The sequence below is a fragment of the Pontibacter brevis genome, from assembly GCF_054779655.1.
On record NZ_BAAGXV010000011.1, the window covers coordinates 111,505 to 133,149 of the forward strand.

16 protein-coding genes are annotated in these 21,645 nt (G+C 48.9%); 6 read left to right on the top strand and 10 right to left on the bottom strand.

Features of this window, described 5'->3' with window-relative positions:
* The first annotated feature begins 205 nt into the window (after window positions 1–205).
* From ACYVB1_RS02960 to ACYVB1_RS02970, 3 genes are all read left to right on the top strand, one after another.
* Window positions 206–1,660, top strand: a complete 1,455-nt coding sequence (locus ACYVB1_RS02960; protein WP_460920376.1) for an alanine/glycine:cation symporter family protein — start codon at window positions 206–208, stop codon at window positions 1,658–1,660.
* Window positions 1,661–1,954: 294 nt separating this feature from the next.
* The gene (gene msrB, locus ACYVB1_RS02965; RefSeq protein WP_460920378.1) at window positions 1,955–2,410 is read left to right on the top strand and encodes a peptide-methionine (R)-S-oxide reductase MsrB; all 456 of its coding nucleotides are present in this window, start codon (window positions 1,955–1,957) and stop codon (window positions 2,408–2,410) included.
* 166 nt (window positions 2,411–2,576) lie between these two features.
* Window positions 2,577–2,867 (top strand): isoamylase early set domain-containing protein, encoded by a 291-nt coding sequence (locus ACYVB1_RS02970; RefSeq protein ID WP_460920380.1) that lies wholly within the window; start codon window positions 2,577–2,579, stop codon window positions 2,865–2,867.
* 225 nt (window positions 2,868–3,092) lie between these two features.
* Here the strand turns inward: ACYVB1_RS02970 and ACYVB1_RS02975 are convergent, their stop codons facing one another.
* Window positions 3,093–3,320, bottom strand: coding sequence for a hypothetical protein (locus tag ACYVB1_RS02975; protein ID WP_460920382.1), 228 nt, complete (start codon window positions 3,318–3,320; stop codon window positions 3,093–3,095).
* 319 nt (window positions 3,321–3,639) lie between these two features.
* On the opposite strand from ACYVB1_RS02975, the gene ACYVB1_RS02980 reads away from it, so the two are divergent.
* The gene (locus tag ACYVB1_RS02980) at window positions 3,640–6,075 is read left to right on the top strand and encodes a TonB-dependent receptor (protein ID WP_460920384.1); all 2,436 of its coding nucleotides are present in this window, start codon (window positions 3,640–3,642) and stop codon (window positions 6,073–6,075) included.
* A 178-nt stretch (window positions 6,076–6,253) separates the two neighbouring features.
* Here ACYVB1_RS02980 and ACYVB1_RS02985 read toward each other — a convergent pair whose 3' ends face one another.
* Window positions 6,254–6,385, bottom strand: coding sequence for a hypothetical protein (locus ACYVB1_RS02985; protein ID WP_460920386.1), 132 nt, complete (start codon window positions 6,383–6,385; stop codon window positions 6,254–6,256).
* Window positions 6,386–6,429: 44 nt separating this feature from the next.
* Between ACYVB1_RS02985 and ACYVB1_RS02990 the strand changes: the two genes are divergently transcribed.
* Window positions 6,430–7,239, top strand: coding sequence for a tRNA pseudouridine synthase A (locus ACYVB1_RS02990; RefSeq protein ID WP_460920388.1), 810 nt, complete (start codon window positions 6,430–6,432; stop codon window positions 7,237–7,239).
* A gap of 117 nt (window positions 7,240–7,356) precedes the next feature.
* Here ACYVB1_RS02990 and ACYVB1_RS02995 read toward each other — a convergent pair whose 3' ends face one another.
* The gene (locus tag ACYVB1_RS02995) at window positions 7,357–7,959 is read right to left on the bottom strand and encodes a hypothetical protein (RefSeq protein ID WP_460920390.1); all 603 of its coding nucleotides are present in this window, start codon (window positions 7,957–7,959) and stop codon (window positions 7,357–7,359) included.
* A 249-nt stretch (window positions 7,960–8,208) separates the two neighbouring features.
* Here ACYVB1_RS02995 and ACYVB1_RS03000 point away from each other — a divergent pair, with 249 nt between their 5' ends.
* Entirely contained in the window at window positions 8,209–9,753 is a 1,545-nt protein-coding gene (locus tag ACYVB1_RS03000; RefSeq protein WP_460920393.1) for an N-acyl-D-amino-acid deacylase family protein, read from the top strand.
* 154 nt (window positions 9,754–9,907) lie between these two features.
* On the opposite strand, the gene ACYVB1_RS03005 is transcribed toward ACYVB1_RS03000, so the two are convergent.
* The 7 genes from ACYVB1_RS03005 to ACYVB1_RS03035 all read right to left on the bottom strand — a co-directional run bounded on the left by ACYVB1_RS03005 (window position 9,908) and on the right by ACYVB1_RS03035 (window position 21,542).
* Window positions 9,908–12,577 (bottom strand): cation-translocating P-type ATPase, encoded by a 2,670-nt coding sequence (locus tag ACYVB1_RS03005; RefSeq protein ID WP_460920395.1) that lies wholly within the window; start codon window positions 12,575–12,577, stop codon window positions 9,908–9,910.
* Window positions 12,578–12,868: 291 nt separating this feature from the next.
* Window positions 12,869–13,132, bottom strand: a complete 264-nt coding sequence (locus tag ACYVB1_RS03010) for a hypothetical protein (protein ID WP_460920398.1) — start codon at window positions 13,130–13,132, stop codon at window positions 12,869–12,871.
* Window positions 13,133–13,395: 263 nt separating this feature from the next.
* Entirely contained in the window at window positions 13,396–15,564 is a 2,169-nt protein-coding gene (locus ACYVB1_RS03015) for a xanthine dehydrogenase family protein molybdopterin-binding subunit (RefSeq protein ID WP_460920400.1), read from the bottom strand.
* Between the two features lie 12 nt (window positions 15,565–15,576).
* On the bottom strand, window positions 15,577–16,029 hold the full coding sequence (locus ACYVB1_RS03020) for a (2Fe-2S)-binding protein (protein ID WP_460920403.1): 453 nt from the start codon (window positions 16,027–16,029) through the stop codon (window positions 15,577–15,579).
* 107 nt (window positions 16,030–16,136) lie between these two features.
* Window positions 16,137–19,520 carry a two-component regulator propeller domain-containing protein gene (locus ACYVB1_RS03025; RefSeq protein ID WP_460920406.1) on the bottom strand — a complete coding sequence of 1,128 codons (3,384 nt, stop codon included), beginning with the start codon at window positions 19,518–19,520 and terminating at the stop codon, window positions 16,137–16,139.
* A 481-nt stretch (window positions 19,521–20,001) separates the two neighbouring features.
* A complete protein-coding gene (locus ACYVB1_RS03030) occupies window positions 20,002–20,604 on the bottom strand; it encodes a hypothetical protein (RefSeq protein WP_460920409.1) in 603 nt (200 codons plus the stop codon).
* A gap of 230 nt (window positions 20,605–20,834) precedes the next feature.
* Complete coding sequence (locus ACYVB1_RS03035; RefSeq protein ID WP_460920412.1) at window positions 20,835–21,542, bottom strand: Crp/Fnr family transcriptional regulator; 708 nt, start codon at window positions 21,540–21,542, stop codon at window positions 20,835–20,837.
* Window positions 21,543–21,645 lie beyond the last annotated feature (103 nt).

Below are 21,645 nucleotides of genomic sequence, written 5' to 3' on the forward strand. Positions count from 1 at the left end.
AGCATCTGTCCTCTCCCATAATAGATAAACCAGTTCTGTGAGCGGTCCCTGACATCAGGGGAAGCTGACGCCATACTACTTGAACAAGTGCTTTGGTAAGATTATGATAAAATTTCGCTTACTTTAGGCTGAGAAAAACAGTTTCACCTACAAATACCGGGAAAACAGCAGTTTCAGGCTGCTTTACCCCTGCCGAAAAAACCACATGGATAACATCATTAGCGCGATCAACGACATTGTCTGGAGCAATGCCCTTATTATACTTTGCCTGGGTGCCGGAATTTACTTTTCCGTCGTCACACGCTTTCTGCAGGTACGTTACCTGCGGGAAATGCTACGCCTGCTCTTCAATGGGGAATCCTCAGATAAAGGAGTAAGTTCCTTCCAGGCGTTCTCTATCGCTATTGCCGGCCGGGTTGGTACGGGAAACATTGCCGGTGTGGCAACGGCCATTGCCATGGGCGGCCCGGGAGCTGTGTTCTGGATGTGGGTGATTGCCTTCCTGGGCAGTTCCTCTGCTTTTGTAGAGGCTACCTTGGGACAGATCTACAAGCAGGTAAAAAACGGAGAATACCGCGGTGGCCCTGCTTATTACATAGAAAAGGGACTGGGCATAAAATGGTACGCGGTGCTGTTTGCCGTAGCCACTATTGTGAGTATGGCCATGTTTTTACCCGGCGTGCAAAGCAACAGCATCGCCTCCAGCATCAACACTGCCTTTAACATACCTGTGGCTGTAACGGGAGCCGCTGTTACCGCTCTGTTGGCGCTGATAATATTCGGTGGTGTAAAGCGTATCGGTAAGGTAGCAGAGGTTGCTGTGCCCTTTATGGCAGGTGCCTATATCCTGATGACAGTCATCATCATCGCCATGAACATCACGGAAGTGCCTGCTGTCATCAGCCTGATCATCAGTTCAGCTTTCAACATTGAGCCTGCTTTTGCAGGAGTGTTCGGGATGGCCATCTCCTGGGGTGTGAAACGGGGAATTTACTCAAACGAGGCCGGACAGGGTACCGCACCGCACGCGGCGGCGGCGGCAGAAGTAAGCCACCCGGCAAAGCAGGGACTGGTGCAGGCGTTTTCAGTTTATGTAGATACGCTGTTTGTTTGTACCGCAACTGCCTTCATGATCCTCTTCACAGGGCAATACAATGTGGTGAACCCAGAGGGCGGCTTTATAGTAGAAAACCTGCCAGGCGTGGCTTTCGGACCGGAGTATACGCAGCAGGCAGTCAACACCTACTTTCCTTCCCTCGGCAGTGGCTTTGTGGCTGTCTCCCTGTTACTTTTTGCCTTCACTACCATTATGGCCTACTATTATATTGCAGAAACGAACCTCACGTACCTGAACGCGAAGGGTAGTAAATGGCTGCTGTGGGGATTGCGGGCGCTTATCCTGGCAGCCACTTTCTACGGCTCTGTTAAAACAGCTGAATCGGCCTGGATGTTAGGCGATATTGGTGTGGGTATTATGGCCTGGTTGAATGTGATAGCCATTATCTTACTAAGAAAGCCTGCACTCCGTGCACTCAAAGACTATCAGGCACAACGCGATGCCGGCCTTGATCCTGTTTTCAGCGCGAAAAAACTAAATATCCCTAATGCAGAAGAATGGGATATGCCAGAGCAGGTAAAAAAAGAAGCGGTTGCCGGCTAGGTAAAACAGAGAGGTTGTAAGTCTGGCCTGCCAAAGTGCATCGTCAGGCTCTGATAAGGGTGTTGAAAAGGAAATAGCATATGCTTTCCTCTTCAACACCCTTTTTTTGACGCACAATGCTGTTCCCATTGCACAGGCGTCCTCGCTCGTACTCACTTTCCAGAGGCCGCTGACCACATGTAAAAGCTGCAGCGGCTGGCCATAAGCCGCTGCAGCCGCGCTGTACTTCAGTACCAGGGGCAAACACATCGCCCTGACTCTCGTTTTTAGTAAAAAAAATCTCAACAAAAACGCATGATATTACGTTGGATAGACGTCGTAAAATTTGCCAAGTACAGTAATCCTGAACCTGGTAGAAGAGTAGAAAAGTCAGAGGAAGAGTGGCAGCAGCAACTTACGCCGGAGCAGTACCAGGTTATAAGGCAAAAGGGAACAGAACGCCCCTATAGAAACGCTTATTGCCGTGACTATGAGCCAGGAATTTATACCTGTGTTGGCTGTGGTAGCCTCTTATTTGACTCAAATGAAAAGTACCACGCTATATCCGGCTGGCCTAGCTTTACACAGCCAATAACGAAAGGTGCTTTAAAATATGCCTTCGACAACAGCCACGGGATGAACAGAATAGAAGTAATGTGCAATGTGTGCGACTGTCATCTGGGCCATGTCTTTAACGACGGTCCTGAGCCAGCTGGGCTCAGGTTCTGCATTAATTCGGTGAGCATGGAAAAATACGATAAAGCAACCTGACTCAGTTCCACTCAAGCGGTAAAACCAGTAGCAGCCATTAGTACCCAGCCAGTTAAATGAGGCAGCGCTGATTCCTATTCAATTGATTTTTTGACATTTATAAGGTTACCTTTTTTGATTATTCGCATAAAAGTATATATTTGATTATCCATATAAAATTTAAAAGATGATACAGAAAACATACCTTAAGACAAAAGATCTTTGCAAGGTGAAGTTCACGGTAAACAATGAGAATGCCGAAACGGTAGAAATCCTGGGCTTGAACAATGATTGGGAAAACCCTGCAACCATGAGCAAGAAAAAAGGAGGCACTTTTACATATGATGCTTCTCTTCCTAAAAACAGCCAGCACGAATTCAGATACCGGGTGAACAAGACAGAATGGATGAATGAGCCAGAGGCAGACGATCAGAAGCCTAATGAGTTTGGTAGCAGCAATAGCGTGCTAGTGCTTTAACAAGTTAAATTTTTTACCTGAAGCATAAGAACTATATACAACTTCTACTTCTGAGCAGCTATCAAAGTACCTTTCTGGTCTTCAGTAGCTTTTAAATTATTGTACCTAAAAGGGCCTTTCCAGGTGGAGGGCTCCTTTTAGGTTTGCCCCTTTGTCAACATAGGCAAAGGAATGCCTCCTGTTCCCCAATCCGGCAGTAGCGCGTTGCCTTCTAATGATTGGCTTTTACAGTTCCGGGCAACTACAGCTGTTACTCCTGTCATGGCTGCCGTAGCCAACTTTCCCCATATCTTTGCAGGAGCCTTTTGCTTGTCTACCCACCTGTGCGCGATCGTGGAAGGCTTTACGTGTGCCACTCCAGCCTCTCCCGTGCTTGCCTTTACAAGGCAGGTCGTAAACCACTACAAATATCAGCCAAACCTTACCTATAGCTCCCAGCACTGAAATTGACATACTGCTTTTAAGTTAAACCAACAGAATAGAACAACATTCTGAAACATCACCGGCCATAATAAAACAGCTTTCTGAAACGCTACACCGAAAGATTTCATACTCCGGCATATAGAAAAAGCATGTAAACCACCCTACCGTTCAGCTACTTACAAAAACAGCCTCTAAAAACACCTCCTCACCCCTTTTCTGTAAGTGTTGGTAGAACAAAAACAGGCATTCGTCTAAATCTTCCACTTGTACCCCAATAGTACCTTGCTATACAAAGTACTATACACCATATTTGTGTCGTCAACTCAACAACGCGAAACAAAATAAACCTATGAAAAACTTTATTTCACTCCTCACTCTGCTACTGTTGTTTTGTAGCGGTCGTGGATCTGCCCAATCAGGCGGCTCGTTAACAGGCACCGTGGTAGACGGGAAAGAACAGGCAGCCGGTTTTGTAAATGTAGCGGTACTGGATGCCTCTACCTCTAAAATAGTGACGGGTGCCATTGCCGACATGGAGGGCCGCTTCCTGATAAAAACACCGGCTGCCGGTACTTACCGGCTCAAAATAAGTGCGCTGGGCTACACAGAATTGCTAACAGAACCCTTCGAAGTGGCTGGCACAGGCTTTTCGAAAGACTTCGGAAAGCTGCAGGTAAAGGCCGATGTAAAAACACTAAGCGAAGTACAGGTACAGACCATGCGTCCTTCTGTGACTACCCATCCCGACAAAATGGTGGTGAGTGTGGAAGGTACCGCCATGGCCAGTGGCAGCACCGCATATGAAGTGCTGGCAAAATCTCCGGGCGTGTGGATAGACCAGGACGGCAACCTGCAGCTAAATGGCAAGGCCGGTGTGCAGGTCATGCTGAACGGCAAGCGTTCCTTTTTATCAGGTAAAGAACTTCAGAACCTGCTGCAGGGCATGAGTGCTGAGAATATCAAGGATCTGGAGCTTATCACCAATCCATCGGCAAAGTTTGATGCCGAAGGTGCTTCCGGCATTATCAACATTAACCTGAAGAAGCCACAGCAGGTGGGTATGAACGGAAGTGTTTACGGCGGCTACCAGTACAACAACCTGAACTCTTATTCGGCAGGTGCCGAGCTGAGCCACAAAAGTGGTAAATGGAACTCGTTTGGAAGTGTGGATTTTGCCCAACGCATGCGCTACCGCAATGCTGAAATGAACCGTGTTTTCGTAAACGCAGATGGCAGCAAAAGCAACTTTAACCAGGCAGGTTATGAGGAGGGTGAGCGGTTGCAGCCTTCCTTAAGAATCGGGACCGACTATGACCTGAACTCCCGGCACAGCATTGGCGTGATGGCCAACCTAAGCGTGAACAGCAGCAGCAATTTCTTCCGGACTGACTCCTACTTGCGAAAGGACAACACAGCAGAAGACTTGTATATTCAAGCTCTTAATACGATAGACGGCAGGTACGGCAACGGCACCGCCAACCTCCACTACGTGGGCAAGCTCGACACCCTTGGCACAACGGTATCCGCTGACCTGGACTATGTACACATCAGCAGCCGGGACGACGCTTCCTTCCGGAACCATTATATGCCTCTGAACAATGCTGAGCAGGTACAGGAGTTGTTGTTAAGCGAGAACCCAACCAGCTACGACATTTACTCCGCTAAAGTAGACTTCGCAAAACCATTAGGCAAAACTGCAAAACTGGAGTTAGGTGCAAAAGCCAGCCATGTGCTGTCCGACAATGAACTCAGGTTCTATCAAGCCTCAGACGACAGAAATATTCCTGATCCTACCCGCAGCAACCACTTCATCTATAAAGAAGACATCTACGCGGCTTATGCCAACGTGTCGGCCACTCTGGGTAAGAAATGGACCGTGCAGGGCGGCCTCCGCGCTGAGCAGATAGAGTCCAGCGGCAACTCCCTTACAAAAAATCAGAAGACCGACCGCAGCTACCTGAACCTGTTCCCAAGTGTGTTTGTGCAGCAGAAAGTAAACGACAACTACCAGATTGGGTACAAGTTCAGCCGCCGCATAAACAGACCAAACTACCAGAACCTGAACCCCTTCATCTTCTTCCTGGACCCTTATACCTCTGCCCAGGGTAACCCTTACCTGAAGCCGCAGTACGTAAACTCCTTTGAAGTGACACAAACGCTGAAGCAGACTTACAACTTTGTGCTGGGCTATGCGGTAACGCACGATTTTATTGCAGAGGTACCAAACCAGAACCCGGAAGATAATACAACAGTATTTAGGCAGCAGAACGTGAATAACCTGAAAAGCGCGACTGCTACCCTGGTGGCCCCGGTACGTGTCTCAAACAAATGGGAAATAAACAACAATATTGTTGCCATGTACCAGGAGTTCACCAACATATCAGGCGACGAGGTGATTGTGAACGACCAGGTGACAGTAATTACACAGACAAACCATAACATAATGCTGCCTCACGGCCTGCGTCTCGAACTCAATGGCGGCTACCAAAGCCCTGCGGTGTACGGCCTCTACAGGATAGAAGACCAGATGTGGCTGGATGCCGGCCTGAAGCGCAACTTCATGAACGACAGACTAACCATGACCCTGAACGTGACGGATATCTTCAAAGGCCGTGTGATGAACGTTGAGACAAACCTGAACGGCAACATCAATGCCATTGAGCAGTACCATGGTGCCAGGGGCGTACGCCTTAACCTGCGCTATAGCTTCAACAAAGGCACCGCTTTCCAGTCCAAGAAACGTAACGTAAACCTGGATGAGTTAAACAGAACGGGCGGGAATTAGAATGTAGTTATTGAGGCAACGTAACCAAATTAAAAAAGGACTCCACTGGCGGCAGGATTTTATGCCAAAAATGGAGTCCTTTTATTATGAAACCTGTGGCTTGCTGATGCTTGAATAGGTCTGCTCAGCTCCACTCTTTATTTTTGCAGGTTCCACCAGTACTCGCTGATACCATTCTTCAGGTTTTGCCGATCCCCACGTACATCACCAGCCTTGCCAGTTCTAACGCATCTTCACGCAGCACCAGGCATTCCAGAAAAGAAATCCATATTTCCCTCCGGTAAAACAAGTGTGGTTTCCAGCCAATCATACTATCTTGTCAGTAGGTTTTTTGGGATCAAACTCTGACAAACATTGAGATATTTCTTCCATATCGGCTATAACGGAACCAACTACAGGGGCTGGCAACGCCATCCCTATGGGGTAAATGTGCAGCAAACAATAGAGGACGCGCTACGCCAGGTGTTAAAGCTACCTGCAGCTATTGTGGGTTGTGGGAGAACAGATGCACAGGTACATGCAAGCCAGTTCTTTTTTCACCTGGATGTAGAAAAGCCATGGGATTTTGACTTGCTTTTCCGGCTGAATAAAGTCTTGCCACCGGATATTGCCGTGTTCGATATCATTCCCATGGAAGGCATGCCACATGCCCGGTTTGATGCCACTCAAAGAAGCTACGACTATTTCATTCATACTTATAAAGATCCCTTTCTGAATAGTGTCAGCTCCCTTTACCTTGTCCGAAACCTGGACCTGGACAAAATGAAGAGGGCCACTGCCATGCTTCCAAAGTACTGCGATTACAAGTATTTATGCCTCACACCTGCGGAACACGACAGCACCATTTGTCACGTCACTTCTGCAAAATGGCTCTCAGATAAGAATGGCGACAAACTGCGTTTCCAGGTTACAGCAAACAGATACCTCAGCAGGATGATCAGGATTATAGTTGGGAAACTATTCCGAATAGGTATGGGCGAACTGAGTGTGGATGAGTTTGAAAGTTATCTTGCCGCTGAAAAAGCGCCTAAAGCGCTTACGCCAGCATACCCACAGGGGCTTTACCTTTCAAAAGTGACTTACCCCTACCTGAACCTCCCAACACGAAGATCCTTTTCTGCCATCCTGCTGAACGAGGCAGACGGATATTGGCAAGAGGTTTAAGATTTAGGTTAGCAAGTACAGGAAAAACTTATCGTCCGACTCTTTGAAGTGCCAGGCAAAGTCAGAATCTGCAAAATGATGTATCGCTGAAAAGACCTGCTATGAAGCAACCGCCCCTTACTGCACTGCTTTTTCCCTGGGAGGATTGATCATGATATGCGCACCATGCGTTCCCGGATGCATGATCCAAGGCATTGCCGGTGACTCAGGTTTAAGCGGCAGGCCGGTACTTTCGGCTGTGGCATAGGGAATGTACACCACATAACGCATATAGCCATCCTTCACCTCACCTGTGGTAGTATTGAAATTCTCGTCCGGGGCACCAAACACAAACAAAGTGGTAGCCTGCTTTGGCATAACCAGTTTGCCGCTTTTTACTTCCTGCTCCCGGCTATCAAAAACTTCCTGTGCGCTTTTACCGGCCTTTCGAAGCTCCCGTCCGCGGGCCATAAACGGTTCCAGGTCCTTGTGATAGCAGGAAGTTGAAAAGCCCTTTTGGTTGGGGTCATCGGCCTGGCACACCAGTTCGTTTGTACCTTTCCGCAACAAGACAAATTCGCCATTGGGTTGGTAACCGTACACAGTTGCCTCCGCCCGTTTATCAGCAGGAGCGGCAAGAAGCGCAGCCTTGATTTGGGCCTCAGAAGAGGGAACTGTAGTTTGCGCGAAGGTGCTGCCGCCTGCCATGGCAAGTACAGCAATCATCATTATTTTCTTCATAGCGGTTGCTCTAATAACATAACCAAAACACAGGAAACAGCTGTTGTGCTGTACCTAAACTTAACTAAAACAGGGAGATAATTCAAGCAAAAGCTCCTGTTTTACAACCTCCACGCTTGGCAGAATAATTGAATTGAAATATATTGAATGATAATACCGCTGCCCTTATGATGCCTGTAAAGCAGAAGTGCCAACAAAGAAAGCAGCTGTATCCTCTTTCTTACAAGAACAGTCTCAAAATCTGTGAACATGAATCATGTCTTGAAAATAGCGCAGCAAACTCTCCTTAGTGCCTTATTAGCCATTTCCCTGGCATCCTGCCAGCAGGTGGGAAGTACACAGCACTATGACCTTCTACTGCGAAAAGCCACTGTAGTAGATGGCACAGGGCAGGCTTCCTACATTGCAAACCTGCTGATAGCAGGCGACACCATTGCGCTGATAGACAGAGACACCACCGCCACCTATTCCGCCGCCAGATCGATTAACGCGGAGGGGCTGGTGCTGTCTCCCGGTTTCATTGATACTCATGCACACGGCGATCCACTGGAAACGCCTGAATTCAGGAATTTTCTTTCGATGGGAGTTACCACCATCTGCCTGGGCCAGGATGGGTTTAGCCCGGAGCACAAAGACCTGAATGTCTGGATGGACAGTGTCAGCGAAGCGAACCCGGCTGTAAACGTTGCCCTGTTCGCGGGACACGGTACGCTACGCATGCTGTCCGGTACGGAGTATGACTCTGTTCCTACTGAGGAAAACTTTGTGGCCATGGAAAAACTGCTTGTAAATGCCATGGATGCAGGTTGCTTTGGCATGACAACCGGCCTGGAGTATACGCCCGGTTACATTGCAGACAGCACAGAACTGAACAGGCTAGCCAGCGTCGTGGGCGCAAAGGAGGGGCTGCTCATGAGCCATATGCGCAACGAAGACGATGCTTTTGTGGAGGCATCCATTAGAGAGTTGCTGGCGCAGGGGAAATACTGCCCCGTGCATGTATCGCATATCAAAGTGGTTTTTGGCAAAGGACAGGAACGGGCAGCAGAGGTGCTGCAACTGCTCGACAGCGCAAGGGCAGGCGGCATACAAGTGACCGCAGATTTCTATCCCTACACTGCCAGTTATACAGGCATTGCTATTCTATTCCCGGAGTGGGCCCAGCGGCCAAACGATTACCAGCAGGTACTCAAAACCCGAAGGGCAGAATTGAGCACCTACCTGCAAAACCGGGTAAAATTGCGCAACGGTCCCGAAGCTACGCTGATTGGCTCCGGACCATATAGAGGGAAAACGCTTGCGCAGGTTTCTGCAGAACTAAATAAGCCTTTCCAGGATGTGCTCATGGACGACATTGGCCCCTACGGGGCAAGCGGTGCATATTTTGTAATGGACGAGGCACTGCAGGAAACCCTGTTGAAGAGCCCGTATGTGATGGTATGTACAGACGGCAGCCCTACCATGCACCACCCCAGGGGCTATGGCGCCTTTGCTAAAATAATCCAGACCTATGTGCAAGACAGAAAGATGCTGCCGCTGCAGGAAGCCATCCGTAAAATGACTGGCCTGCCCGCCGAAACGATTGGGCTAAAAAACAGAGGCTTTATCAGGCCGGGCTATAAAGCGGATTTGGTGCTCTTCAAACCATCGGAAGTAGAAGAAACTGCCACCTACGAGGATCCGCACCAGCTGGCTTCGGGGTTCCGGTATGTGCTGGTGAACGGCCAGGTTGTGAAAGAAGGGAACAACTTCAGTGAAGAAAGAGCTGGAAAGATGCTAAAGAAAAAGAATTAGAAAGTCTTGCATCAACTTCAGCACAAAACTCCCTAGGCTGCCACAAACGTAAAGCAAAGTGCTGCCTGCCCCTGCGCTTTACAACACTTTAACTACTTGCATAATGTGGCAGCAGGGGCAATTTAACTAGATGGTTACATCGCTAAAAATCCTGTCATCGTTTAAAGAACCTTCTGTTAATTTTTATAACAAAGAAAACAATGCTGCCTGCAGCAATTGAAATCAGCAGGTCTTCCAGCGGTAAGGGCACCAGCCTGAAAAAGCTCTTCATAAAAGGCAGGTAGATAACCGCAAGCTGCAATAACAAAGAGGATGTAACTACCAGCACCATCAACAGGTTGGTATTAATGGCAAACGCAGAGTGAGCCGAGGAGCGCAGGGCCAGCGCCTGAAAAACTTGGGCAAAGCCAACGGTAGCAAAAATCATGGTTTGCCAGGTCAGATCATCCGGGTTGTAAGGATTGTAGTAATACAAGGCCAGCCCTATTGAAGCGGCTGCAATGGTTACGCCCACCAGAACCATCGGAATGATGTCATTCTTTTCCAGCGCACCTTTTTCGGGATTTCTGGGCGGTCTTCTCATCGTGTCCTTTTCAGCGGGTTCTGTTCCCAAGCCAAGTCCCAGCAAGCCGTCGGTGAGCAGGTTCAGCCACAACAGTTGCAAAGGCTGCAGCGCGATGACCATACCGAAGAACGGGGCCACCAGCATGATCAGCACTTTCCCGATGTTGCCTGCAAGAGAGAACCTGATAAACCGGAGCAGGTTATCAAAAATCACCCTTCCCTCTTCTACGGCAGCCACAATGGTGGCAAAGTTATCGTCCAGCAGTACCATGTCTGCTGCCTCCTTGGCCACGTCTGTTCCTGTTATTCCCATGGCCACCCCAATATCTGCCTTCCGCAGGGCCGGAGAATCGTTTACTCCGTCTCCCGTCATGGCCACCACTTCGCCCTTCTGTTGCAGCGCCCTTACAATCCGGAGCTTGTCTTCCGGGGACACCCGTGCATATACAGCGGTTTTTTCAGACAAAAATGAAAGCTCCTCTTCGTCTACCTTATTAAGTCTCTCTCCTGTCACAGCTTCATGCTGATCTGCAAAATTCAACTCCCTGCCAATGGCTGCGGCTGTCAGCGGATGATCTCCCGTAATCATGATGGGCCTGATACCCGCCAGTTTACAGTTGTCGACAGCAACCTTCACTTCCTCCCTTGGCGGGTCTATCATCCCTGTCAGGCCAATAAAGGTGAGTCCCCTCTCCATATCGGTATCCTCTCTTGCCTGGTCCAAGCTGCGGAAGGCAAGACCCAGCACCCTGATCCCATTTTCGGCCAGCCTGGTATTTGCTTTCAGAATTCTGTCCTTCCATTCAGCGGTAAGTGGCTCCTGCACGCCGTTCACCCAGACAGCATCTGCAATGGTTAACATGGAATCAGGAGCACCTTTGGTGAAAAGCAGAAATGAATTGTCCTGGAGGGCTTGAAAATATTCCGGTAGCGGCCCCTCCACTTTATGAATGGTAGACATTCTCTTCCTGTCACTGTCGAAGGGTATCTCGTTCACCCTGGGCAGGGCCTCGTAGAGGTCTTCTTTAAAAATGCCTCTTTTCGCTCCCGCCACCAACAAAGCTGTCTCTGTAGGGTCCCCGATTACCTGTTCTGCATCAGGGTCAGCGTCTTTTTCAAGCGTAGCATCGTTGCATAACACGGAAGCCGCGAGGGCAAAATCAAGCCCTGCTGCTGGCTGCCCGCTGTGTTCAGTTGCGGCGGCAGGCTTCAGCTCAACTGTCTGATCGGGCAGCTCTACCACCGTCACCGTCATTTTATTTTGTGTAAGCGTGCCCGTTTTATCTGAACAGATGACAGTCACAGAGCCTAGTGTCTCTACAGCAGGAAGCTTCCGAATCAAGGCATTCCGCTTTAACATTCTTTGTCCGCCCAGTGCCAGCGTAATGGTTACGACAGCAGGTAAGCCTTCGGGCACAACAGCTACAGCCACACTCACGGCTGTCAGAAACATATCTGCTGCTGCCTCCCCTAACAGCATCCCGATACCGAATATAACAGCAGCCGCTATAACCCCGAACAATGCCAGCTTCTTGCCGAGCTTATCCAGTTTCTCCTGCAGCGGGGTTTTCTTTGTTTCAACGGTGGCTATCAGGTTAGCGATGTTTCCCAACTCGGTTCCCATACCGGTTGAGACAGTAACCCCAACCCCTCTTCCATAGGTCACCACGGTGCCCATATACGCCATGTTCTTCCGGTCACCTATCGGCACTTCCTCCTGCTTAATAGGGGCATCGCCTTTTTCAACAGGCTCAGATTCACCTGTCAGGGAGGCCTCCTGTACTTTCAGGTTAAAAGCGTCCAGGACCCGAAGGTCAGCAGGCACAACGTTTCCCGCCTCAATTTCCACAATATCGCCGGGCACGAGTTCTTTCGCGGACATTTCCTTCACTGCTCCGTTTCGCCGCACCCTCACCTTCGGAACCACCATCCGGTTTAAGGCGGCCATGGCCTGCTCTGCCCGGTACTCCTGAATGAACCCTAGAAAACCAAACAGCACTACAATAGCCAGGATAGCTACGGCTTCTGTGTATTTTCCCAGAAAGAGGGAGAGTAAAGCTGCAGCAATCAGAATAACCACCATGGTTTCGGTAAACTGCTGCAAGAGCATTTTTAGAGGACTTTTCCGCCCCCTTTCCTCCAGGCTGTTAGGCCCGTATTTCTTCAGCCGCTCCTCGGCCTCAGTATCCGGGATGCCATTTACTGTTGAGCGAAGTTCGTCTAAAACTTCTTCTTTCGTTTTTGTATACCAATTGTTCATCCTAGTGCATTGATACAACTGACAAGATCACTGATGATACGTTAACTGAAGTTATTTGGTCTTTAGAGCAGCAACCTGTATACCCTGTAAACTAATGTTAGAAACCGCACAAAACCAGTATCATTCAGCACAGAAGTCCATTATACTGCTCTTTTCTTAGCAGTATAATGGACTTCTGTGTGTCAATTTCTGATGATAAAATTACCTGGTAAGTGCAGTAGCTACAGGCAACTGCTTACCTGCATCATTCTCCTCTGCAACTGAATGCTACAGGAGCGAAGTCAGGGCAAGTTAAGCCGCTATGGCATCCAGAATGGCCCTATTGGCTTCCGGTAAGGAAGCATAAAGCTCCTGGTATAATTTTCTGGCCTTTACGCGTAGTGAGAACTTGTCGAATGTGCTCCTGAAAACCAGGAAGTCCACACCTTCCAAAATGCCATTCATTCCTGCGCTTAGCAAGGCATCCGCCAGAACATTGTCCTTTATCAGTACAACTTTATTTGTGAAACCTTTATCTATGAAAGCGCATTCTAAACCACCTCTTACATTTTTCATTAAAAGGGTGTTACTGTTCAATAGTCCTTCGTGAAGTTTGTTTAAATCTTTTACGATTAGCATGTTCAAAGCTTTAGCGGTTACCAAATATGATTGATAAACAAAGCTACTTTAATCGTATGAGCACATTAATGATGCATATCATCTCCGCGAAGGAAACATATCACTAATTTTTGGCAAGCCTCCCCTTTCTAGGCGGGCATGCATGGTGCCATTCACAACATGAAAGATTGCTTTTTAGTAGCTTCAGAAGCAACGCACCACTAAGGAGCACCCATATATGCTTTCAAGCCATCCGGCACCAAAGGCAGGGTCTTCAGCCTAACACCCGTTGCAGCGGCTATGGCATTCCGTATAGCGGGCGCTATGCCAACGATGGGTGCTTCCCCGGCTCCGGCCGAAGGCAGGTCTTTCCGGTTCACCATAATGATGTCCACAACTGGTGTGTCTTTGAAGCGGGGCACCCGGTACTGTGCGAAGTGCGGGTTCAGGATTTTCCCGTTTTCGAAATCAACTGCTTCAAATAAAGCTCCTCCCAGGCCCTGCACAATCGAACCCAGGATCTGGTTTTCGAGGTGTTCCGGGTTGATGATGGCCCCGCACTCAAAAGCCGTGGTGGTGCGGACTACTTTTATATTGCCGGTTCCGGGGTCTACAGCAATTTCGGCGCAGGTAGCCGTAAAGCCTCCCTTTTCTGTTCCGCCTCCGATGCCGAACCCATGATGGAGAGCAGGCTTTGCCTTTCCCCATCCGAACCCTTTTGCGGCGGCTTCAAATACGGCTTTCAGCCGCGGCTCCTGCAGGTTCTTCAGCCGGAACTCAAGCGGGTCCATGTTCACCAGGGCTGCCAAATCATCCATCTGCGACTCCAGCACAAAAATATTAGCCGTAGACGCCAGTCCACGATAAGAGCCCTGCTTCAGCGGCGAATCTACCGGGTGATACTGTATCTGCTGGTGGGGCACCTCGTAGGGCGTACGGATACCGGACGGGCCGGAATTATAGTTATGAAACTCCCAGGAAGTTAAGGTGCCATCGTTTTTCACGCCGCTGCTTACTTCTATCACCCCTGCCGGGCGGAAATAAGCCCAGGTAAATTCTTCTTCGCGGGTCCAGGTCAGCTTTACAGGCTTTTGCGCTGCCTTTGCTAGGCGTGCTGCCTCCAGAGCAGCTTCGCCGCTGTGCTTGCCCCCGTAAGCTGATCCGGTATCGGGCATTATCACGCGCACCTTCTCTTTGGGTACACCGAACGCATTGGCCAGTTCATCCTGCACGCCAAAAGGGCGCTGGGTGCCTGTCCAGACGGTGAGTTTGCCGTTCTTCCACTTTGCCACAGCAGCACGGGGCTCCATCGGTGCATGGGCAATATAATCCACGTTATAAGTGGCTTCCAGCTTTTTGTCAGCGGCTGCCACTCCCTGCCTCACATCCCCTTTATCGCTGCTGCCTCTACCTCCGCGGCCATCAGAGGCGTTCTGTTTCAGGTATTCAAAAATGTTGTTCCGGGAGGGTTGCTCTGTCTTTTTCCAATGCACTTGTATGGCTTTAATCGCCTTGGCAGCTGACTCTGTATCGGGGGCGGCGACACCTACAAACTCGTCCTCATGCACCACCACCACACCCGGCATTGCTTTGGCGGCAGACAGATCCACACTGGCCAGACTTGCTCCGTAGGCGGGGGCACGCAGCACCTTCCCGTACAGCATCCCTGGTTCCTTCAGGTCAGACACATACTTGTGCCTGCCGGTTATCAAGTCTCTCCCGTTTACTTTGGGTACTGATGTTCCGGCTATTTTCCATTGATCGGCAGGAGTTAAAGCGATATTGTCAGACATCTCTTTCAGCAACTGCTTGCCTTTGGTGAGCTGCCCGAACCTGAGGGACTTATTGTTTTTTGTGTGGATGATTTTCCCATCCTTAATACGGAGATCGCTTTTATCTGCTTTCCATTGCTGTGCTGCCATGTCGAGCAACATGGTCCGGGCTGTAGCGGCAGCTTTTCTGAGCTGCGGCCCCATGCCCGGTGTAGAGCGGCTGCCAAAGGTACCTGCATCATACGGCGTGAGATCGGTATCACCCATCACCATGTTAATAGATGAAATGGGAACATGCAACTCCTCAGCCACCACTTGGGCAAGCGAGGTGCGGATGTTCTGCCCTACTTCTACCTTACCTGTATACACGGTGATGATGTCATTCTCCCCGATATGGAGCCACGCGCCTACTTCTCCGGAAGACGCTTTCCGTAGTACAGTGGCATCCTCTGTGCCGGGTAAAAGAGCAAAGGCATCCTGCAGCACAAAGGTCACAGCAATGCCGCCTCCTAAAAGCTTAAAGAACCTTCGCCTGCTGTTGCTAAAATTCTTTCCAGCCCGTTTAAGGTCCTGTTGCTCCTTTATTTTTGAAGTACCTGCGTCAGTTTCTCCTTTCATAGCTCTACCTGCTTATGCGTTTGACGCTTCTTTTATGGCTCTTACGATACGGGGGTATGTGCCGCAACGGCAAATATTCCCGTTCATGTGGTTGATTATTTCTTCTTCTGTTGGCCTGGGGTTCGCCTCCAGCAGGGCCACTGCCGACATGATCATGCCCGGCGCACAATACCCGCACTGGAAAACACCCACATTCAGGAAAGCTTCCTGCACAGGATGTAACTGCCCGTTGCTCTCCAGCCCCTCTATCGTGGTAACCTGCTTGCCTTGTGCAGCACTAAGCGGTAACCTGCAGGAGCGAACGGCTTTACCATCCACCAATACCGTGCAGGCGCCACACTGGCCTTCCCCGCAACCATATTTGCTGCCCGTCAGGTCCAGTTCATCACGCAGCACAAACAGCAGACTTGTACCAGATCCGGCACTCACGGAATACCTTTTGCCATTAACTTGAAGCTCCATCATTCTGAAAGTAAGGAGGGTATAGACTAAATTTAGAAAATTTAGCAGGAAAAGGAAAGAGTTGCTACAGAATAGTGTTCAGTTGGGGAATTGAAGCACCTTCCTGAATACTAATAAGCCATGGGTTGGGAAACCGCGGCAACAGTCACTGGCAACTTAATGGTGAACTCGGTGTATTCGCCTTCTACTGAATCAACAAACATTTCGCCACCGTGGCCCTTGGTGATGATGTCGTAGCTGAGAGAAAGCCCAAGCCCGGTTCCCTGGCCGGAGGGTTTGGTCGTAAAGAAAGGCTGGAATACTTTGGCTTTTACAGCTTCCGACATTCCTCCCCCATTGTCCCTTACCTTGATTTCAACACAGGCTCCTTTGCGGCTGGTGCTTACCTCCACTTTCGGAGTGTAGTTGCCACCTGTACTTTTAAGCTTTTGCTGTACAGCATAAAAGGCATTGTTGAACAAGTTCAGCAGCACCCGGCCCAATTCCTGCGGCACTACGACTACCTTATCCAGTCCTTTACCGAAATCCTTCTGAAGCGTGGCGTTGAATGTCTTGTCTTTTGCCCGCAGGCCATGGTAAGACAGTTGCAGGTATTCATCGGCCAGGGCATTTATATCGGTAGGCTCTTTCTGGCCGCTGCTGGTGCGGGAGTGCTGCAGCATCCCTTTCACAATTCTGTCAGCCCGCTGCCCGTGCAGCCTTATCTTGTCCAGGTTTTGCTTGATTGTATCTGCAATAGCTTTTGCTTCGTCTATATCACCTGTTTCAAACTCATGCTGTAACTCTTCTGCCAGTTCTGAACTTACCTCTGCAAAATTGTTTATAAAATTAAGCGGGTTCTGAATTTCATGGGCAATACCAGCCGTTAGCTCACCCAGGGAAGCAAGCTTTTCCTGCTGCACAAGCTGCACCTGCGTTCTTTTCAGTTCTTTATAGGCTTTTGATATTTCCCGCGCCTGGGCCAGCTCCCTTTCGCGGGCACGATGCCTTTCTATCCTTATCAGGCGCTGCCGCTGGAAATGATTAAATCTTACCACAAATCCCACCAACAGCAGGCCATAGAAACTATAGGCCCACCAGGTATTCCAAAAAGGAGGCTTCACTCTAACGGCTATCGCTTTTTCCGCCCATACATCATCACTGTTCGACACCTTTACCCGGAACTTGTATTTGCCCGGAGGCACGTTGTAATAGGAAGCCACACGCTCCGTTTTTGAACTGCGCCAGTCGTGGTCATAATTCTCCAGCATATACAAATACTTGTTCTGCTCCGGGTTGATAAAATGAATACCGGTAAAATCAAAAGAAAACACGTTCTGCTCGGGCCCGAACTCAATGGCATCGGTTTCGCTGAGAGGCGCTTTCAGAGGGCTTTTTTTACCGGGTAATACAGGCTGATCGAAAAGGCGGAGACTTGTAAGGGCTACCAGCGGCGGATGCCGGTTAGGATGCCACTGTTGCGGAGAAAAAACGTAATACCCTTTATTACTTCCAAAATAGAGTTTTCCAGCGGGGTCTTTATATGCAGCCTGAAATGAGAGCGACTCTGACGAAACACCATAAGGCTCGCCTAGCAATAGCACACTGCTCCTGTCCTTATTGAGTTTCAGCAGTCCTTCTTTTGAACTGAACCAGAGGTTCTGTTGCTCATCTTCCACCATGTCCCTTATATGGATAACGTCCTCATTCCGTTCTAACTTCAGTGGTATAAAAGCATCAGCAGAGCGTTTATAGTAGTATATGCCGGAAGACTCGGTTGCTACCCAGACTACGTCTTTAGAGTCTTTGTATATTTTAGCGATATTGTTTCCCAGCAGGTATTTTTTTGAGGTACCGCTATTGACATTGTAGCGGTTAACACCTCCTGCAAACCGCGTCCCCAACCACAACACCCCTCTCCTGTCTTCCAAGATAGAAGTTATCCTATTGTGACTGATGCTTCGGGAGTCGTTGGGGTCATGCTTGTGGTGCGTGAAAGTGCCTTTTTCCCTGTCCATTCTGTCAAGACCAAACCCGGTCGCTATCCAAAAGTTATCTTGGCTATCTTCCAGTATTGAAAAAATAGCGCCGGCACTCAGACTGCCCGGATCATTCTTATCATGCACATAACGGGTGAAGGTCTCTGTAAAAGGGTGGTATATGTTGAGCTGACCACTGGCATTTCCTATCCATATCGTGCCCTTCCTGTCTTTGTAAATAGTATAAACGGTATCGCTGCTTATACTTTTTGGATCAGCAGGGTTATGCACATATTGTTTTACGCGTCCATTCCGGTTCTTCCTTATTAAACCCTTGGAAGTGCCTAGGAGCATGAAGCCGGCTGGGTCTTCAAAAAAGCTGTACACTTCGGAGTTTGTTTCCACATGCGGGATGCGGTGGCGGTGGGGGTCAAGGCGGAATAAATTACCGTTGGCAGTACCAAACCAAAGGGTTCCTTCCCTTGAGCTATAGGCAACCCAAATGTTATTATCATCCAGGCCCGCTGCATTGGGTGCATTTTTTCTGTACTGGATAACTTTGCCTGTCTTCGGGTTATACCGGTTTAAACCGCTGTCGTACGTCCCGATCCAGATAGCCCCTGTATGATCTTCATGAATGATGTTGATGCCATCATTTTGCTTTTCTTTGTCGATGTAAGGGCGACTGAGCTTTTCCGGGTGGCGGACATCATAAGGAAAACGTTTGAAGGTGCCATTTTTACGATCCATCTGGTGCAGGCCGTCGCCAAAGGTGCCTACCCAGAAGGTACCCCGGCTGTCTTCATAAATGGCCCTTACCCAATTGTAGGCTAATGTTTCGGGATTTTTAGGGTCGTGCAGGAAGCGTTCGAAGGTACCGGTTTCAGGGTCAAAGCGATTCAAGCCCCCTTCTTCAGGCTTCGACTCCCAGGGACTTCCTGTTCCCACCCAGATAGTCCCCTGCCGGTCCTGATAAATGGCTCTGACTTTGTTATCGCTTATACTTTTAGGATTAGCCGCATCATGCTGGTAGCGGGTAAATGTACCTGTTTCGGGGTGGAATAAGTTCAGGCCTTTGTGCGTGCCAACCCACAGGTTGCCGTCCCTGTCCTCCAGCAGTACCGTTACCAGGTCATCGCTCAGGCTTTTGGAATCGTTCGGGTTATGGCGGTAATGCTTAAACTCTCCTGATTTAGGGTCAAACCTGTCAAGGCCGTTCGCCCATACCCCTATCCAGATAATGCCGTTCTGAGCAGCCAGGACACACTCCAAACGGTTATCTGCTAAAGAATTTTTATTGTACCGGTTGTTGACATAGGTAACCTGCTGGTAACCGTCATAGCGGTGCAGGCCGGCGTGCGTCGCAAGCCAAAGGAAGCCATCCTTATCCTGTGTTATGCCCGCAATAAGCCCGGTACCGTTGTCGCGAGAAAGTGGAACTTTAACAAAAGTCAGATCCTGCGCCTGAAGGAAGCCTAAGGTTACTGCACAAACAACCAGAACTAATAAAACGATGCGGGTTGTCAATTGCTGCATGTTCGTTTCATATACTTTCTATCTCATTTTACTCCTCCTTATCCAAGGCAATTCGGATATCAGACTTTCTGCTGATGTACAGCCGTTGGCACTGCTGTGTATTACCATCAACAACCGTTAGTTCCAGTACTGCATGTTACCCTTGGCAACTCTCAAAGCAACTTAAACTGCTTCTTTTTCCTATGCATAAACTTTGACCAATATGGATACCAAATATTTTTCCTGTAAAAGCTACCTTGCTCATCTTCAGAATCAGTTATTGAATATAATTATTATTGTTTAATTTATTATACAAATTATTATAAAATTATTAAGGCTTTTTTTCTCTTTCACTTATCTTTATTCCCTGCTCATTTACTTTTAGAGCTAAAGTGGTACAAGTAAAAATGCCACCCGGACTTTCATCTAAGCGGCTCTCTTCTGATAGCTGCAGAGGGGAAGGTTTTCCTTCTCACTTTGCAGCACTATTGTTCAACAAGCTTCACTTTTTGTTTTTTTTCTTCTTCTTTTTTTTCTTCTTTTTCTTTTTGCTTGATTCTGCATCTTTCATGGCATCATACACGGCACCTGCAGCAAAAGCATAAACAGCATGATGGAAGAGGTCAGTAGCGATTTGCTTACCCGACCACTCTGTGATGGGCTTTGCCGCATTGTTAGCAGGCAGCATAATTTGGGCTGCTCCCCAAATGGCGCCAAAGTGAATGACAGAGGCCCGTACTCCTCGTATATCTGCCAGGTCGAGCGCACTGCGGGCTACCCCCCAGCTGGTACCATAGCTCCAGTGCATCAACTGCTCGAACTGCTCCTTGTTTGTCTCTACTTCTTCTTCCAAGTCGTCAGGAGCCTGGTTGTTGTCAGAAGTGGCTTTCTCCTTTTCCAGTTCGGCTTTACCTCTTGGCTCTACACCCAGGGCCTTCCCACCTACTTTAGCCGGGGCATCGCTCATGCCCCTCTTGGTGATACTCATTTCTATCATTTGTGAGATGGTAATAGCGACAGTGCCGGCAAAGCCGGCAATCAGCCCTTTCCCTATTGTTCCGCCTCCTTCAGCGAGTGCTGCAAAAAACTTTGATTTATTTGCCATAGTTTCGTGTGGATTGGTTTCATACAAGCAAGTAGTACAGCATCATTAACTGAGCCACCTGTTAAGGTGCAACGCAATTATGTCTGAATGGTTTAGCCTTCAGGGTGTGCAGCTGGATTCGGAACTTACAGGCTCCTACAAAAAAAGCGCCTCAGGCGAGATTCGACTGAGGCGCTTTGGACAGTACCTGTTTTTATTTAACATAATAACTACACTGCAGACAAGAACACTTAATTGCGCATGCGGCGGAGCTTTTCTCCATTCAGAATGCTGATTTTACTTCCCTGGCTGTCGATGAGCTTCTCGTCTTTGAAATCGGCGAGGGTGCGGATAACGGTCTCCTTGGAGGCTCCTACAATATTAGCCAGGTCCTCGCGTGAAATCACCACCTGCGACACCTTCTCTGGGTCAGCGGTATACTGCTTTTCAACAAAGAGCAATGCTTCGGCCACCCGCTTGCGCACGAAGTTATAGGCCAGCTTTATCAGGCGCTCCTCCCGTTCGGCTAAGTTATCAGACAGTATCTTGATGAACTTATTTGCCACCAGGCGGTTGTTGTGCAAGAGCAGAAAAAAGTCTTCTTTTGAGATGACGTATATTTCAGAGTCTTCCATTACCATGGCCGACTCCCGGTATGCCTTTTCTTCAATCAGGTCGAGGTAGCCTATAAAATCACTGTCTTTGTAGAGGTTGGTAATGTACTCGCGCCCTTCTTCATTCGATTTGTAGGTCTTCACTTTGCCCTTGTTCAGGAAGTAGAGTGCGTTCGGGTAATTGCCTTCCGAAAACAGGGGCTGCTTTTTCTTGAAGAGCTGCAGCTTCTGCTTTTCTGTTGTCAGCTTTTCGAGGTTCTCCTGCCCTTTCGCCTCCTGTATAAACCCATTCAGGCCTCCGGCATTTTTGCTGAATCCTGCTTTGAGGGCTTCATTCTTTTTCAGAAGCTATCTCAAAAATACCTAAGCATTATCTTCATGCACGCGAGCAGCAGGAATGCCAGGTAATTATCAGCCTTCTTTTCCTGTCTGACCAAGGTTCTTCTGA